The sequence below is a fragment of the uncultured Roseobacter sp. genome (genome assembly GCF_947496515.1).
In the GTDB taxonomy this organism is placed as follows: domain Bacteria; phylum Pseudomonadota; class Alphaproteobacteria; order Rhodobacterales; family Rhodobacteraceae; genus Roseobacter.
The window spans coordinates 238,280-253,964 of sequence record NZ_CANMDB010000002.1; the positions used below are offsets into that span (position 1 = coordinate 238,280).

The following is a 15,685-nucleotide window of genomic DNA, read 5'->3' on the forward strand; positions in this document are numbered from 1 at the left end:
CCCTTACCCGTCGTCCAGAATATGCGCGTGCGCGGCCTGCCAGTCCAGCCACAGCGCCTCGCCTCCCTTGAGATCGAATTGGGACAACTGACGCTCCTGCATCTGCACTTTGAACTCATGCCCGTCTTCGGACTCCAGAAACAGGGTCACGACCGAGCCCACGAATTCTTCGGACAGTAAACGGCACCCGAGTGTGTTTTCCGCCTCTGGCCGCTCGGAGTGCACATGCACCAGATCGGCGGAGACCGCAAAGCTCGCCCGCTGTCCCTGCGTCAGGGTGCCGTGAACGGTAAAGGTTCCGCTGGGGGTCGCGATCCGGGCTTGCCCGGCCTCGGCGGCGGTCACGGTACCGGAGAGGATGTTATTGCGTCCGACGAATTCGGCGACAAAGCGGTTGGCGGGGGCGCGGTAGATCTCTTTGGGCGTACCTATCTGGGCGATCTCGCCTTGGGACATGATCACTACCCGGTCGGCCATGGCGAAGGCTTCGGATTGTGAATGGGTCACGTAGACAAAGGTGATCCCAAGCTCTCGTTGCAACTGGGTCAGCACAGCCTGCATTCGGATCACAAGATGGGCGTCGAGCGCGCTCAGCGGCTCATCCAGCAGCAGGATCTGCGGCTCCATCACCAGCGCACGGGCCAGCGCCACCCGCTGGCGCTGACCGCCCGAGAGCGTGGCGACATTACGGTCCGCGAACTCTGCGATGCCCATCCGGTCCAGCCAGTCCATCGCGCGGCTCGTACGGGTCGCCTTGTCCACACCGCGCATCCGCAGTCCGAACTCAACATTCTCTCGTGCGCTGAGAAAGGGAAACAGCGCCAAGGACTGCCAGACCATCGGCGTGTCCCGTTCGTGCGGTTTGACATCGTTCATCACCCGGCCGTCCAGCCGGATCTCGCCGGTGCTCGGCGCCTCAAGCCCCGCCAGCATGCGCAAGGTTGTCGTCTTGCCACAGCCCGAAGGACCCATGATGGCCACGAACTCGCCTTGACCAATGGTCAGGTTCATCTGCTTGACGGCGACAAACTCACCAAAGCTTTTGCGGACATCGTCAAAGACGACCAGATCACCCGACATGTTATGTATGGCCCTTGAGTTGGCGACCCACGAGGAAGATCTGCGCGAGGATGATCAGGCTCATGGAGATGAGAAAGACGAAGGTGCCGATGGCATTGACCTGCGGGTCGATATTGCCCTGCACGATTTCCAGTATCGCGACGGGCAGGGTCTTGTTCAGCCCCGAGACAAACCAGGAGATGGCGAATTCATCGAAGGAAACAGCGGCTGTCAGGCAGAGTGCTGCGATGATCGCCGGGCGGCAGAAGGGCACGATCACGTGGCGCATGGTAGCCCACTCGCTGCCCCCGAGGTTCCAGGCAGCGGCCTCCAGGTTTTCGTCCATCTGGTTGAGCCGCAGCCGGATCACCGCCATGGCAAAGGGGGCGGTCAGCACCGTATGCGCGATGATGATCGAGTATAGCTGCCCGGACATACCGATTTTCGACAGCCAGGCCAGCATCGCCAGCGCCATAATGATGAGCGGAATGGTCGGCGGCAGCAGGATGAGCGCGAGGTAGGCGCCCTTGAGCCGGAAGCGGTAGCGGTAGTCCGAATAGGCTGTGCAAAACCCCAGAAACGTCGCCAGCACCGCGGTGCAGCTGGAAACGATCAGGCTGTTCAGGGCCGCTTGCCAGATGTCGGGATCGGCGAGGATCTTGGCATACCACTCGGTCGAGAACTCGCCCAGCGGGATTGTCGGAAACCGTTGGGAGTTGAAGGAGAACACCACGCTGAAGAGGATCGGCGCAAAGACGAAGGCGAAGACCAGCGCGGTATAGATCCAAAGGACCGCGCTCCGCATCACGACATCGCTCGCTTGCGGTAGGCCAGTGCGATGCCGGCGAAGGCCACCGCGAACAGCGTCAGCATCATCATGATGGCCACGACCGCCGCGCGCGGCCATTGCTGGCCGGATTTGGTGGTGTCGATGATCAGGATAGGCAGGGTCGGATCCTGCGAACCGCCCAGATAGAAGGGGGCGACGAAATCCCCGAAGGACAGGATAAAGCAAAAAACGGCGGCCACGATCATCCCGGTCTTGGCCAGCGGCAGGATCACCCGCCAGATCGTTTGCAGCGGTTTACAGCCGAGGTTATGCGCTGCCTCCACCAGCGACCGGTCGATGTTTGCCATGGCCAGGGTCTGAAGGATCACCACCAGCGGCAAGGTCAGGGTCATATAGCCTACCAGCGTGCCAAAGGTGGTATTGAGCATCGTATAGGGCCCCAACCCCACCCAGCCCAGCATGGCATTCAGCACACCACTTTCCGACAGGATCACGAACCATGAAAACGTCCGCACCAGGTAGCTGGTGAAAAACGGGATGATCAGCAGAAAGATTGCCATGCGCCGGGTGTTCTCCGACGCGCGGAACGCGAGCGTATAGGCCACCGGGAAGGCGATCAGCATACCGCAGAGGGTTGACAGCGACGCAATCCAGATGGTGTGCCAGTAGCTGTCCCAGAAATACCCCCGCGTCATCATGCGACCCCAGTTCACGAACTCGAAGGCCTCGGTCATGCGGTAGTTCTTCACCAGAAAGAACGACATGGCGATCATGAAGACGATCGGCCCCAGAAAGAACAACGCCTGCCAGATGATGATCGGCAAGCGCCAGCTGAGCGCATAGAAATCGGGTTTGGTGTTGCGGGTCATTGCGGTCTTTCAGGGGGCGACGCGCGCCACCCCCGGGCGCGTTCAGGCGTTCTTGTATTCCGACCAGAAGTCGTTCCAGTCCTCCAGCGTCTGCTGCTTGGGCACGTCGCGGTAGTGAATGCGGCCTTCGCGGATCAGTGTGATCGGATCATCGGCCATGCCGTCCACCTGACCGGTGCGCTCGGCCTCGGCCATATCGACCTCGTTGAGCATCGCGCGGCCCGCCTTGGTCACACAGAAGCCGGGATAGGCCAGCATCTGGGCGGATTTCACCTGCCCCTCCGGTGACAGCATGTACTGGATGAATTGCTTGCAGATATCAGCCTTTTCGGTCTCCACCCCGATGGAATAGCTCTCCGTCCACTGGATGCCGCCCTCCTTTGGGATGACGGAGGCGACGGGCGCGCCGTCGCGTTCCAGCACGCCGGTGATCCAGTCGCCGATGCCGCACATGGCCTGCATCTCGCCGTTCTTGAGACCGTTGAAGGTGCCGCCGTAGTCGAAGTATCCGCCCACCTGGGGCCGCAGACTCATCGTGGTATCCTGCACCGCCTGCCACTGGTCATCTGTCAGGTCGAAGAGGCTTGCACCATTGCCGTTCTTGAGGCTCATCATCCCTAGCGACGGCAGGTGCCAGTCGAAATGACCGACCTTGCCCGCCAGCTCCGGTTTCCAGAACCCATCGTAGCTGGAGGCTTCCTCCTCGCTCATGGCATTCCGGTTGTAGGACACACCCAGATGCCCGCCGCGCAGGATCATGGAATAGAGCTTGCCATCCGCCCAATGGCCCGGAAATTTGGTAAAATCCTCGTGCAGCATGTCATCAAAGGGGTAATCCGCCGCCTCCATCTCTTGGATATAGCCCGCGGCGTTGAGCTGCTGCACGAACTCGCCATCCGACAGGATCAGGTCATAGGTGCCGGGAGGCGACTGCGCGATCAGCGCCAGCATGTTGTCACCGCCTGCGTAGTATTTGGGAACGAAACGCACGTTGTTGGCGGCCTCGAACTCGGCGACCATATCGGGCTCCGCATGGCCATACCACGCCAGCACGTTGATGTCGGTTGTCTGTGCCCAGGCACGGCTGACGAAAGGTGCCGAGAGCAGCGCGCCGCCGCCCACTTGCATCAGATGCCGCCGGGTGAGCGCGCCGGTCGTCTTGGTGTTGTTACCCATGGAAAGATCCCCCTGTTGACGGTGGCAGAACCGGTTGCCCGCCGCTTGCCTGTTTTTCTGAGGCAACGCTACGTCAGCGTCTGAGCAGAAGAAATGCCGTCTTTGGTCTGCGCGCGTTCGCCGTATGGTTGAGACGGGTTTTTGATGCCCGCTCTGGGTGACTATCCGCACATGAAATCCTGGCGTTCGGCGGTGGTCGAGCCTCTTCGACGTACCGAGCCTCGCGGCATGCGGGAACGCGTTTCTTTGGCCCCTTGCTTAAAAAATGAGCGGATATGACTGTTGCTTCCGCAGTATTCCGACATGAAGGTTCAAGACTACCGTCAGAAAGCGGGCTCTTTGCTGAATGTCAGAGGGCCGATCCTGCAAGCCCACCGGCAATCGAGCCTCGCCGCGCGGCTGTCGTTTCGTGTTTTGACATCCCCGCGCGGTCGGTGCATGGCCTATCGGACCTGACAGGTAAAAGACGATGAAAGGGCGCGCAATGCGTGCGGCGATGTTCTCTTCCAGGCGGCGGCCTTTCCACCTCGGTACCTATCCGTTGGAGCGGCTGGTGCGGCGTGTGGACCCGCCCGACTTGAGCCGCGTGCCCCCGATGCAACCCGTGTCTTTCGAGCGGCAGCCGGATCCGGGCGCGATGGTCAATGCGATTGCCGAGTATCAGGGCATGCTCGACGCGATCCGCGACGGGCTGATCAACATGGCCCCATCGGACTGCCCCGAAGACCCCGAAGAACGCGCGCGGCACATCAAGTCGCTGGGCTATTTTCAGGATGCCCCGATGGTTGGGATTGGCCGGTTCGATCCCTCGCAGCTGCTGGAGACACCGCTGCGCAATCCGGAAATTGACAGGCTCGCCGACGTGCTCCGGACCCGTCAGACCAAGACGCTGGCCGCCGGGATTGACGTGATGATGGCCGATCTGCGCGACAGCATGACCGCCCCGCCGCGTGATATCGCGGACCACACCCACACCATCGTGCTGATGTATGACTACAGCCGCGATCCTGACCGTGACGAGCCGGGATACGACTGGATCGCGGGCGCGCAGGCCCCCCGCGCCAGCCTGCGGGCCGCTGAAACGGCGGTGATCATCGCGAGCTATCTGCGCATTCTCGGCCATGACGCAAAGGCGCATACCGTGTCCTCCTCGGATGTGGATCTTGGCAAGCTGGCGGTTGGTGCGGGGCTCGCGACGGTCGAGGATGGCGTGCTCATGAACCCTTTCGCCGGTGCTCGGTTCCAACTGGCGGCGATCACCACAACCTTTGCCATGACGGCGGATCTGCCGCTGGCGCCCTTGACCGACCAGCCCCGCGGCCTTGGGTTTGGCGCGGCGCGCGCCGGGGCCAAGGCACCGGATGATCCTTTTGCGGCCCGGGACTATGCCAAGGGTCCGCACCCCTTCGAGACGCTAAAGCGCGTGGACAAACCCACCACCTATATCGACGAGGCGCGTGTCGCGCGGGTGCCCAAACGCACGGATATGTTCGCCCGAGCGCAGTTCGGCGATATGGGCAAGGCCAATCAGCGGGCCGCGGCGGGTGGATACTTCGCGCAGAAATTCCCCATCAGTAACGCAATCCGCCGTCCGTCCGGCGCGCTGATGCTGCTCCAGAAAGGGCCGGTGGCACAGACGGTGGCCGAGGGCGCGCAGGATCCCGCGCGCAACGCGGCTGGTATCAAGGCCGCGGCCTATTTCCTCGGCGCGGATGCCGTGGGCCTGTCGCGCTGCCCGGACTGGGTCTGGTACTCGCATGATGCGGCGGGTGAGCCCATTGTGCCCACCCACGACAATGCCATCAGCCTGATCATCGACCAGGGGTTCGAGACGACCGAAGGCTCCTCCGGGGACGACTGGATCGCGGTGGCGCAATCCATGCGGGCGTATTTGCGGTTCTCCCTCTTGGGCGGGGTGATCGCGCAGCAGATCCGCAACCTGGGGTATGAGGCGCGGGTGCACAGCAACCTCGACGGCGAGGTCCTGCAACCACCGCTCCTGTTGCTGTCGGGTCTGGGCGAGGTCAGTCGCATCGGCGAGGTGATCGTGAACCCGTTTCTGGGTCCGCGGCTGAAGTCGGGCTGTATCACCACGACGATGCCGATGACCCATGACAAGCCAATCGATTTCGGCATGCAGGCGTTCTGCGAGGCTTGCAACAAATGCGCACGCGAATGCCCCGCGGGGGCGATCACTGCGGGCCCGAAGCTGATGTTCAATGGCTACGAGATCTGGAAATCCGACAGCCAGAAATGCATCACCTATCGCCTGACCCAGGATGGCGGGGCGATGTGCGGGCGCTGCATGAAGACCTGCCCGTGGAACCTCGAGGGGCTGCGGCACGAACGCCCCCTGCGTTGGATCGCGATGAATGTGCCCGCGATGGCGGGCGTCTTGGCCAAGGCCGATGATCTGGTGGGTAACGGCAACATGAACCCGCAAAAGCGCTGGTGGTGGGACCTCAAGATCACCGAGACGGGCGGGTTTGCGCCGCCGCCCACGCCTGCGAACGCCCGCAGCCTGCAACCGGGGCTGAAGGTCACGCCAGAGGATCAGACTCTTGCGGTCTACCCCGCCACGCTCGCCCCGCATCCAGCACCCTTTCCCGCACCGATGGACCGCGAAAAGGGGATCGAGGCCTATCAGGCGCTGATTACCGCGGAGACCTATCAGGCAAGGCTCGCCCGTGGCGACACGGACGGGCTGGCGCATACCTATCTGGGCGCGGGTGATGCCCCTGTGACACGGGTTGAGGTAGCGCGCGCCACGGAACTGACCGACCGGGTGACCGAGTATGAGTTGCGCGCCGTGGACGGCAGCCCGCTGCCACCTTGGGAAGCCGGGGCGCATATCGAAATCGTGGTGGCACCTGAGTTTGTGCGACCCTATTCGCTCTGTGGCGATCCCGCCGACCGCAGCCGGTACACCATTGCCGTGCTGCGCGAAGACGCAGGGCGTGGTGGCTCGCAGCTCATGCACCGGATCTTTGCGCAGGGGCGGCGGATCTTTGTCTCGCACCCGATCAACCATTTCCCGCTGGTGCAGACGGCCAGCCATCACCTGTTGATGGGCGGTGGTATCGGCGTGACGCCGATGATCGCCTTTGCCCACGCCTGCCACCGGTCGGGTGCCTCCTTTGAGCTTCATTATTCCGCGCCCGGTTGCGCGGAAGCCGCGTTTGCAGGTCCATTGCAGGCGGTGCCCTGGGCCGACCGGGTCCAGGTGCATCTTAGCGCCGAGGGCCGCCGCGCCGATCTCGGCAAGATCCTGTTGTCAGACCCGCCTGCGGGCGCGCATGTCTACGCCTGCGGTCCAGAGCCCTATATGCGGGCCGTGATGGACGCGGCCGCACGTGCCGGGTTTCCCGAAGAGCATCGGCATATGGAGTATTTTGCTGTGCCGGATGTGCCCGACTACGAGAACCATCCTTTCACCCTGCACCTCACCCGCAGCGGGCGGCGTTTGGAAGTGCCCGCCGATCGGTCCGCGGCGGATGTCTTGCGCGGCGAAGGCGTTCACGTTGATATCAAATGCGATGATGGCATCTGTGGCGTGTGCAAATGCGGCGTGGTGGGAGGCGCGGTTGAACACCGCGACTTCGTGCTCAGCAACCGCCAGCGTGAGACCGCGATGATCCTGTGTCAGAGCCGCGCGGCGGAACCCGGCGGCGTGGTTGAAATCGATCTCTAGGCGCTCGTCGGGGGGAGGGACCCGCCTGTTGAGCGGGCCCGCATGCGCCTAGTTGGACATCCCGTGTCCCGAGTGATCGACCGCGTCGGCGCCGCGTTCCTCGATGTTGAATATCACCTCAAGTTCACCGGCGCGCTCAAACACAAGCGTGGCGGGGATCTGCTCGCCCACCTCGAAGCCATCGCCGCCAAGCCCCATGAACATCACATGCAGCCCGCCGGGTTGAAGGGAGACGGTTTCGCCCGCGGGGATTTCGATGGCGTCGACATGCATCATGCGTGCGATGCCGTCTTTCTCTTCGGTGGTGTGCAGCTCCACCTTCGGGAAGTCGGCGCGCACGGCGATCAGCCGGTCGTCGGTCTCGCCGCCGTTGGTGATGCTCAGATAGCCGCCGCCGCTCTTGGCCGTGGGGGCGGTGTTGAAGGCCATCGGGTGGTCAACGGACAGATCTCCGACGGTGTATTCATGGGCGGAGACGAGGCCGGGCAGCGACAGAAAGACGGCCGCGGCCGTTGCAAAGAGGGTTTTCATGGTGTGATCCTTGGATATGCGCGGCTCCGCGCGTGAGGTCTAAGAAAGAAAGGGCGGATCAGACCCGAGGTGGGGCGCGCACCGGGGGAGCTTGCCCAGCTTTCACCGGCACTATCGTGCGCGTGCGTGGCGGCGCGAAGACCATGGTTTGGGTATCAAGCGGCGCTGCTGCGCTGTCATGCGGCGCTGGCCCGGGGGCCGCGGCACCCAGCAGACAGGCGGCGCACCGGGTGCCCGCACTGTCCTGACCTGCCTCACCGCAAAGCGCATCAAGCGTGCCGCCGACACTGAGGTAGGCGATCATCTCCGGCGTGGGATCTTTCAGCGCAAACCTGTGCGCAAGGCTGGCTGCCGCCATGGCGAGGCTCGCGGTGATCAAGAGCATCCCAGCGACAGTGGATATGGCACGACGGATCGACATCATTCTTGAGGTACCGGGTTCCGGCGGATCGGTCCAGCGGCAAAAAGACAGGGCTGGCGCGGCAAATCGCGCTTGACGCGGCGCGCGCGGGTCGGTCCCCTTGACTCGCTGGCAACACGGGAGAGACAAACATGAGCATCAGACCCCTGGGATGCGATCCGTCGCTGTGTCTAATCGCAGGGCGCTGGCAGGCGGCGCAATCGGGAGAGACCCATCCGCTGTTCGATCCCTCGACGGGAGAATTACTGGCGCAGATCGCACGCGGGCAGGCGGCGGACATTGACCTTGCGGTAACGGCAGCGCAGGCGGCGCTGGACGGCGCGTGGGGCCGGATGCCCGCGGTGGAACGCGGCCGGATCCTCGCGCGGCTGGGTCAACTGGTGCTGGAGCACGCGGAGACGCTTGCGGATCTGGAAGCGCGAGACGTGGGCAAACCGCTGTCCCAGGCGCGGGCCGATGTCACGGCGCTGGCGCGCTATATGGAATTCTACGCAGGTGCGGTCGACAAGATCCACGGCCAGACGATCCCCTATCTGGAGGGCTACACCGTCTACACCCTGCGCGAGCCGCATGGGGTGACGGGCCATATCATCCCGTGGAACTACCCGATGCAGATCATCGGACGGTCGGTCGGTGCTGCGCTGGCCATGGGCAACGCGGTGGTGCTGAAACCCGCCGAAGAAGCCTGTCTGACAACGCTCGCCTTTGCCGAGCTGGCGATGCGGGCGGGCTTGCCCGTCGGCGCGCTTAACCTCGTGCCGGGGCTTGGAGGGGAAGCGGGTGCAGCGCTGGCGGCGCACCCGGGCGTGCAGCATGTCTCCTTTACCGGGTCGGTGGAGACGGGGCGCAAGGTGCAGCAGGCCGCGGGGCAGAACGTGGTGCCTGTCACGCTGGAGTTGGGGGGCAAATCCCCGCAGATCGTCTTTGATGATGCCGACATCGACGCAGCCTTGCCTTTTCTCGTTGGTGCAGGGATCCAGAACGCGGGCCAGACCTGCTCTGCCTCCTCGCGCATTCTGGTGCAGCGCGGCGTCTACGACGCTGTGGTTGAGGCCATGTCCGAGCGTTATGCTGCGCTGCGCGTCGGTCCGGCGCTGGAGGATCCGGAGGTGGGTCCGCTTATCTCCACGCGCCAGCGGGACCGGGTGGCGGCCTATCTCGCGCAAGGGCAGGATCTTGAGGTCGCCGCCGCGGCCACGCTGCCCGCGACGCTGCCGGCCGCGGGCGCCTATATCGCGCCGACACTGTTTGCGGGTGTGTCGCCTGACCATGTGCTGGCGCAGGAAGAAATCTTTGGCCCCGTGCAGGTCATCATCCCGTTTGAGGATGAGGCAGAAGCGCTGGCGCTGGCCAATGGCACCGCCTTCGGTCTTGTCGCCTCAGTCTGGACCCGGGAGGGTGCGCGGCAGATGCGGATGGCGCGGGCACTCAGGGCCGGGCAGGTGTTTCTCAACAACTATGGCGCGGGCGGCGGGGTGGAGCTGCCCTTTGGTGGCACGGGTCTCTCCGGGCACGGTCGCGAGAAGGGGTTTGAGGCGCTCTACGGTTTTTCCAGCCTCAAAACCGTGGCGGCGCACCATGGCTAGCGCGCCTCACGCGCCCGCCAGCACTTCGAGCCAGAACCAGACAGTGAGCACCGATAGGCCCGTGGCGAACAGCACCGAAGACGCCGCCACCCGTTTGGCGCATCCGTACATATTGGCGAATATGTAGCTGTTGACCCCCGGTGCCATGGCCGCCGTGAGCACACCGGAGCGGAACGCGTCCTGCGGCATGTCCTGTGCTGTGCCGAGGATCCAGACGATGCTGGGGTGTAGCAGGAGGGCGATGGCGCAGATCATGGCGATGGTGCGGCTGTCGCCTTCGGGCTTGTACTGCAACAGTACACCACCCAGGGCAAAGAGCGCTGCGGGCAGTGCCGCGCGCGCCACCAAGGACAGCGCATCATCGACCACGCCCGGGACTGCGAAACCCGACAGGTTGACGATGAAGCCGAGTGCAATCGCCAGCACCAGCGCGTTGCTGAACATTGCCGTCAGGATACCGCGCAGCATCACCAGTGGCGACTTGCCCCGGTTGCGCACCACCTCCATCGCGGTGATGCCGAGCCCGTAGCAGAAAGGCGAGTGTATGGAGATGATGGCGTAGTTGCCGGTCAGTGCGTCGGCCCCGTAGGCGCGTTCGGCGATTGGCAGTCCGAGAAGAACGGAGTTCGAGAACAGGCAGCAAAACCCGATGGCCACGCAATCCTCCCACGCGCGGCCAAAGAACAGCCGTGCGCCAAAGAGCCCCGCGGCAAAGCATGTGGCGGCACCTGCGTAAAAGCTGCCCAGCAGCGCGGGATCGAAGGAGGCACCCAGATCAATGCCCGCGATGGCCTGAAACAGCAGGCAGGGGATCGCGAAATGCTGGGTAAAGCGCATCAGCGCATCGATCCCCGCGCCAGAGAACAAACCGCGCCACACCGCCACATAGCCAAAACCGATGACCAGAAAGACGGGCAGGATAACGTCGAGCAGGGTCTGCATCAGCGGGCCTTTATGGGCTTGAGGCGGGTCCGGGAGCCGCCGAGGCTAAGGCGCCGGAAAGGAGAGCGTCAGCCCGTCATAGGCGGGTTCGATATGATCCGGCGTTTCCGCCAACAGCGTGGCATAGTCGAGGTCGATATGCATGTTGGTCAGAACCGCGTGTCTGGGCTGTACCCGGTCGATCCATTCCAGCGTCCGGGCCAGGTGACTATGGGTCGGGTGTGGCTCCCGACGCAGCGCGTCGACGATCCAGCAGTCGAGGTTTTCCAGCATCGGCCAGACCGCATCGGGGATCTCTGCAACATCGGGCAGGTAGGCCAGATCGCCGATGCGAAATCCCAGAGCGTTCATACCGCCGTGCGCCACTTCGAACGGGGTAAAGGTGATGAGCCCGCCCGCGCCGTCGATGGTGACATCGCCTTCCATCAGGTTCATGTCCAGGATCGGCGGGTAGGACGATCCTTCGGGCTGCACAAAGGCGTAGCTGAACCGGTCAAGCAGCGCGTCGCGCGTTGGCAGATCGGCCCAGACCGGCAGGCGTGCGCGCATGTTGAAGACGATCATGCGCAGATCGTCGATGCCGTGCACATGGTCGGCATGGCTGTGGGTATAGATCACCGCATCGAGCCTGCCGATACCGGCGCCGAGCAGCTGGTTGCGCAGATCGGGTGAGGTGTCAATCAGCACGCTGGTGCTTCCCGCCTCGCCGTGGCGCTGAACCAACAGCGAACATCGCTGGCGGCGGTTCTTCGGGTTGCCCGGGTCGCAATCGCCCCAGAGCCCGCCCAACCGCGGCACGCCGCCAGAAGAGCCGCAGCCCAGAATGGTCACCTCCAGTCGGCTCATGCGGCGGCTTGCCCGTAGGCTGCGGCCTTGGCAAAGAGCCGGTCGAAGTTGCGCTGCGTCTGGGCGGCGAACGCCGCGTAGGACATGCCGAAGGTCTCTGCCGCGCGCGCGGCGGTATGGGCTGTGTAGGCAGGCTCATTGCGCTTGCCGCGATAGGGAGGGGGCGCAAGGTAGGGGGCGTCTGTCTCGACCAGGATCCGGTCGAGCGGCGCTGCCGCAAAGATCTCGCGCAGATCGCCTGATTTCGGAAAGGCGGTGATACCCGACATCGAGAGGTAAAAGCCAAGCTCCAGCGCCGTCTCGGCGAGCATGCGGGAGGAGGAAAAGCAGTGCATCACGCACCCAAAAGCACCCGCCGCATGCTCTTCGCGCAGGATGTGCGCCATGTCCTCATCGGCATCCCGGGCGTGGATGATCAGAGGCAGACCGGTGGCGCGCGCCGCCGCGATATGGATGCGCAGGGAGCGTTGCTGGATCTCAGCGCTCTGGGCGGTGTAGTGGTAGTCAAGGCCCGTCTCACCGATGCCCACGAATTTTGGATGCGCCGCGAGCGCCACCAGCTCATCCACGCTGACCAGCGGTTCGTCCGCCGCGCTCATCGGGTGGGTGCCTGCTGCGTAAAAGACACCGCTATGCGCCTCTGCGATGGCGCGCACCTGCGGCTCCAGCCGCAGCTTGGTGCAGATGGTGACCATGCGCGTGACACCTGCCGCGGCTGCATTGGCAACAATGTCGCTCAGCTGGCCCTCGAAGTCGGGAAAATCGAGATGGCAATGACTGTCGGTGATCTCTGGGGTATCGGTCATGCCTGTCCGGTCTTGATGCGCCCGCGCGCGAGGTCACGCGGTGGCGGTTTGGCTCATCTTGATCACGGTATCTAGGACCAGAGCCGCAGGGTCAAGGTTCACGGCCAGCCCGTGGCGGACGCGCGCGCCGGTCTCCTGTGATAGCTGCGCCCAGGCGCGTGCAGAGGCAGCATCGGGGGCGAGGCGCGCGAGGATTGCCGCCTCATTGGGAGCGGCCTCGGCCCCAGGAGCAAGCCCCGTCGCCCCTGTCCGCGCCAGCCGCGCAAAGAGCAGATCAATCAGCTCAAAAAGCAGCGCGCGCCGGTCTTCGGCACCGCGGGCGGCGGCAGCTTCGGCCAGCTTGATGGCGGCGGCGCGGTCAAACTGCGGCAGCGCGTCCGCGAGGGCGACAAGATCCGCGTAGGTCTGTAGCCCGCCGAGATGCGCCAGCCGCAGGGCTGCCCCCACCGAGCCGCCAGACAGTTCGGCGAGCGCATCGGTGTTCTGATCCGCCGTGATGCCCGCCTGTGCCAGAGCGCTTGCCATATCGTCGCTGTCGAGCGTTTCCAGCCGCAGGCTCCGGCAGCGAGAGCGGATGGTGGGCAACAGGCGCGACGGCTGGTGACTGATGAGCAGCAGCGTGGCGCGGTCCGGCGGCTCCTCCAGCATCTTCAGCAGGGCGTTGGCAGCCGACGGGTTCATCTCGTCCGCAGCATCGACAATGACGACCCGGCGACCGCCGTCCGTGGCCGATAGCTGAAAGAAACCGGCCAGTGCGCGGATATCATCCACGACGATCTGGTCGCGCATCCTGTCCGTGGTCGGGTTGGGTGTTCGGGTGATCACCTTCAGCCCAGGTTCAGCCCCGGCGGTGATCCTGCGCGCAACGGGATGCTCGGGGTCGATATGCAGTGTCTGGGGGGGTGGTGGCGCCTCGAACAGTCCGCCATCCTGTGCGGGAGGTGTGCTCAGCAGAAACCGCGCGATGGTCCAGGCCAGTGTTGCTTTGCCGATACCGCGCGGCCCGCTCAGCAGCCAGGCGTGATGGAGCCGACCGCTGGTGTAGGCGTCCAGAAAGGTCTGTTGCGCCCGGTCCTGCCCAAAGATCCGGCCAGTGTCCCGGGGGTGTGGCGCGCCCTCGATCTGATCCGGGGCGCTCATGCAAGCGCACGCTCAACCACGGCGGCAACGTCGCGCGCCACGGTCTCTACCGGCCGGGCACCATCCACGATGCGGAACCGTGCCGGGGCATCGGCAGCCAGATCAAGGAACCCCTGCCGCATCTTGCGTTGTAAATCCTCACCGAACGCTTCGAACCGTTCATCCGCCGTTTGCCGGGAAAGCGCGCGTGCGAGGCCCACGCTCGGGTCCATGTCGATCAGCACCGTGAGATCCGGCTCGCGCCCGATCATCAGGTCGTGCAGCTGGTCCACAAGCGCCCGGCGCGCAGAGCTGCCGCGCCCCTGATAGAGCCGGGTGCTGTCGGCGAAACGGTCACACAGCACGATCTTGCCTGCCGCTAATGCCGGGGTGATGGTGCGTTCCAGATGATCCCGGCGCGCAGCGGTAAAGAGCAAAAGCTCGGTCTCTGGCGACCAGCGGTCCGGATCGCCCTGCAGCACCAACGCGCGAATTTCCTCGGCCCCGGGCGAGCCGCCGGGTTCGCGGGTCAGCACGACGTCGTGACCCCGGCTGCGCAGGTAATCTGCCAGCAGCCTGATCTGGGTGGATTTGCCGGAGCCGTCGATGCCTTCGAAGGAAATGAACCTGGCTGTCCCGCGCGCGGGGGCGGTCATGCGGTCACGACGCCTCCTCTGGCCCTTCGGCCAGCATGCGGAACAGGACCAGTGCGGCCGTGCTCACGCGGCTGAGAAAGCCACCCTCAGGCACGTCCCGGTCGGCCACCAGCGGCAGCCGAGTTTCGGGCAGCCCTTCAAGGGTAAAGACCAGTTCCGCCAAGGGATCCCCTGCGCTGATGGGCGCGCTGAGGGGCCCGGTATAGACAACCTCGCCTTCGATCTCGCCGGTGGCAAGCGCGGGCATCAGAATGCTGACGTCTTCCGGCACGACGAGGCCCACGGTGGGTTCGCGACCCATCCAGACATTGGCCTGACCAAAGTTTTCGCCTGCCTCGGCCAGAGGGCGCATGGCGAACTGCCGGAAGGCCCAGTTGACGATGGCCTGAGATTCCTGCGCCCGCGCCCGGACGGTATCGAGCCCGGAGATCACGAAAATCACGCGCCGGTCGCCCTGCTTTGCAGAGCCTGTGAGACCGTAGCCTGCCTCTTCGGTGTGGCCTGTCTTCAGCCCATCTGCGCCAATTCCCATGGTCAGCACGGGGTTGCGGTTGCGCCGGTTGCTTGGCACGCGGTTGTCAAACTCGAACTCCGTTTCGGCAAAGAGCGGGTAGAACTCCGGGAAGTCGGTAATCAGCCGGTCGGCGAGCGTTGCCAGATCGCGCATTGACATCAGATGGCCGGGTTGCGGCCAGCCGCTGGAATTGACGAAGGTCGAGTTTGGCATCCCCAGTTCTTGCGCGCGTTGTGTCATCAGCCGGGCAAAGCCGTATTCTGTCCCATCGGGCGACAGCGCCTCCGCGATTACCACGCAGGCGTCGTTGCCCGACAGCACGATAATGCCGCGCACCAGATCCTCCACCGTGACCCGCTCGCCTGACCGCAGGAACATGGAGGAGCCGCCGAAGGATTGCGCGTGTTCAGAGACCAGCAGCTCTTCGTTCAGATCAAGTCCACCATCGGCCTTGCCGCGGCGGATGGCCTCGAACGCCATATAGAGCGTCATGAGTTTCGACATGGAGGCAGGCGGCAGCGGCGTGTCGCCTTCCTTGTTGAGCAGCACAGTGCCGGTGGTTTGATCCATCACGAAGGCAGAGGTCGCCTGGGTGTCGAAGGCAGCGGCAGGTTGGAATGACAGGCACAGGGCCAGCAGGGTGGCGAGGGGGCGGATCATTGGTTTGGTCTCCTCAGGT

14 protein-coding genes are annotated in these 15,685 nt (G+C 64.2%); 2 read left to right on the forward strand and 12 right to left on the reverse strand.

What is annotated here, in order from left to right:
- Positions 1-3: 3 nt before the first annotated feature.
- The 4 genes from Q1A53_RS04775 to Q1A53_RS04790 are packed head-to-tail and all read right to left on the reverse strand — an operon-like array spanning position 4 to position 3,894.
- Entirely contained in the window at positions 4-1,080 is a 1,077-nt protein-coding gene (locus tag Q1A53_RS04775) for an ABC transporter ATP-binding protein (RefSeq protein WP_299963473.1), read from the reverse strand.
- Between the two features lies 1 nt (position 1,081).
- Complete coding sequence (locus Q1A53_RS04780) at positions 1,082-1,864, reverse strand: ABC transporter permease (RefSeq protein WP_299963475.1); 783 nt, start codon at positions 1,862-1,864, stop codon at positions 1,082-1,084.
- A complete protein-coding gene (locus tag Q1A53_RS04785) occupies positions 1,864-2,718 on the reverse strand; it encodes an ABC transporter permease (protein WP_299963478.1) in 855 nt (284 codons plus the stop codon). The genes Q1A53_RS04780 and Q1A53_RS04785 overlap by 1 nt, the downstream gene beginning before the upstream one ends.
- Positions 2,719-2,760: 42 nt before the next feature.
- The gene (locus tag Q1A53_RS04790; RefSeq protein ID WP_299963480.1) at positions 2,761-3,894 is read right to left on the reverse strand and encodes a spermidine/putrescine ABC transporter substrate-binding protein; all 1,134 of its coding nucleotides are present in this window, start codon (positions 3,892-3,894) and stop codon (positions 2,761-2,763) included.
- 469 nt (positions 3,895-4,363) lie between these two features.
- On the opposite strand from Q1A53_RS04790, the gene Q1A53_RS04795 reads away from it, so the two are divergent.
- Positions 4,364-7,585, forward strand: coding sequence for a 2Fe-2S iron-sulfur cluster-binding protein (locus Q1A53_RS04795; protein ID WP_299963482.1), 3,222 nt, complete (start codon positions 4,364-4,366; stop codon positions 7,583-7,585).
- A 48-nt stretch (positions 7,586-7,633) separates the two neighbouring features.
- On the opposite strand, the gene Q1A53_RS04800 is transcribed toward Q1A53_RS04795, so the two are convergent.
- Positions 7,634-8,116 carry a copper chaperone PCu(A)C gene (locus Q1A53_RS04800; protein ID WP_299963484.1) on the reverse strand — a complete coding sequence of 161 codons (483 nt, stop codon included), beginning with the start codon at positions 8,114-8,116 and terminating at the stop codon, positions 7,634-7,636.
- Between the two features lie 58 nt (positions 8,117-8,174).
- Entirely contained in the window at positions 8,175-8,537 is a 363-nt protein-coding gene (locus Q1A53_RS04805) for a hypothetical protein (protein ID WP_299963486.1), read from the reverse strand.
- A 131-nt stretch (positions 8,538-8,668) separates the two neighbouring features.
- Here Q1A53_RS04805 and Q1A53_RS04810 point away from each other — a divergent pair, with 131 nt between their 5' ends.
- Complete coding sequence (locus tag Q1A53_RS04810) at positions 8,669-10,123, forward strand: aldehyde dehydrogenase family protein (protein ID WP_299963488.1); 1,455 nt, start codon at positions 8,669-8,671, stop codon at positions 10,121-10,123.
- 6 nt (positions 10,124-10,129) lie between these two features.
- Here Q1A53_RS04810 and Q1A53_RS04815 read toward each other — a convergent pair whose 3' ends face one another.
- Genes Q1A53_RS04815 through Q1A53_RS04840 form a run of 6 tightly spaced genes read right to left on the reverse strand, consistent with a single transcriptional unit; the run spans position 10,130 to position 15,666 of the window.
- Positions 10,130-11,065: an AEC family transporter gene (locus Q1A53_RS04815; RefSeq protein WP_299963490.1), complete on the reverse strand. Its 936-nt coding sequence runs from the start codon at positions 11,063-11,065 to the stop codon at positions 10,130-10,132.
- Between the two features lie 45 nt (positions 11,066-11,110).
- The gene (locus Q1A53_RS04820) at positions 11,111-11,911 is read right to left on the reverse strand and encodes an MBL fold metallo-hydrolase (protein WP_299963492.1); all 801 of its coding nucleotides are present in this window, start codon (positions 11,909-11,911) and stop codon (positions 11,111-11,113) included.
- Positions 11,908-12,717, reverse strand: coding sequence for a TatD family hydrolase (locus tag Q1A53_RS04825; protein ID WP_299963494.1), 810 nt, complete (start codon positions 12,715-12,717; stop codon positions 11,908-11,910). The genes Q1A53_RS04820 and Q1A53_RS04825 overlap by 4 nt, the downstream gene beginning before the upstream one ends.
- Positions 12,718-12,750: 33 nt before the next feature.
- The gene (locus tag Q1A53_RS04830) at positions 12,751-13,857 is read right to left on the reverse strand and encodes a DNA polymerase III subunit delta' (protein WP_299963496.1); all 1,107 of its coding nucleotides are present in this window, start codon (positions 13,855-13,857) and stop codon (positions 12,751-12,753) included.
- Positions 13,854-14,492 (reverse strand): dTMP kinase, encoded by a 639-nt coding sequence (gene tmk, locus Q1A53_RS04835; protein WP_299963498.1) that lies wholly within the window; start codon positions 14,490-14,492, stop codon positions 13,854-13,856. The genes Q1A53_RS04830 and tmk overlap by 4 nt, the downstream gene beginning before the upstream one ends.
- Positions 14,493-14,496: 4 nt before the next feature.
- Entirely contained in the window at positions 14,497-15,666 is a 1,170-nt protein-coding gene (locus Q1A53_RS04840; RefSeq protein ID WP_299963500.1) for a D-alanyl-D-alanine carboxypeptidase family protein, read from the reverse strand.
- Positions 15,667-15,685: the final 19 nt, after the last annotated feature.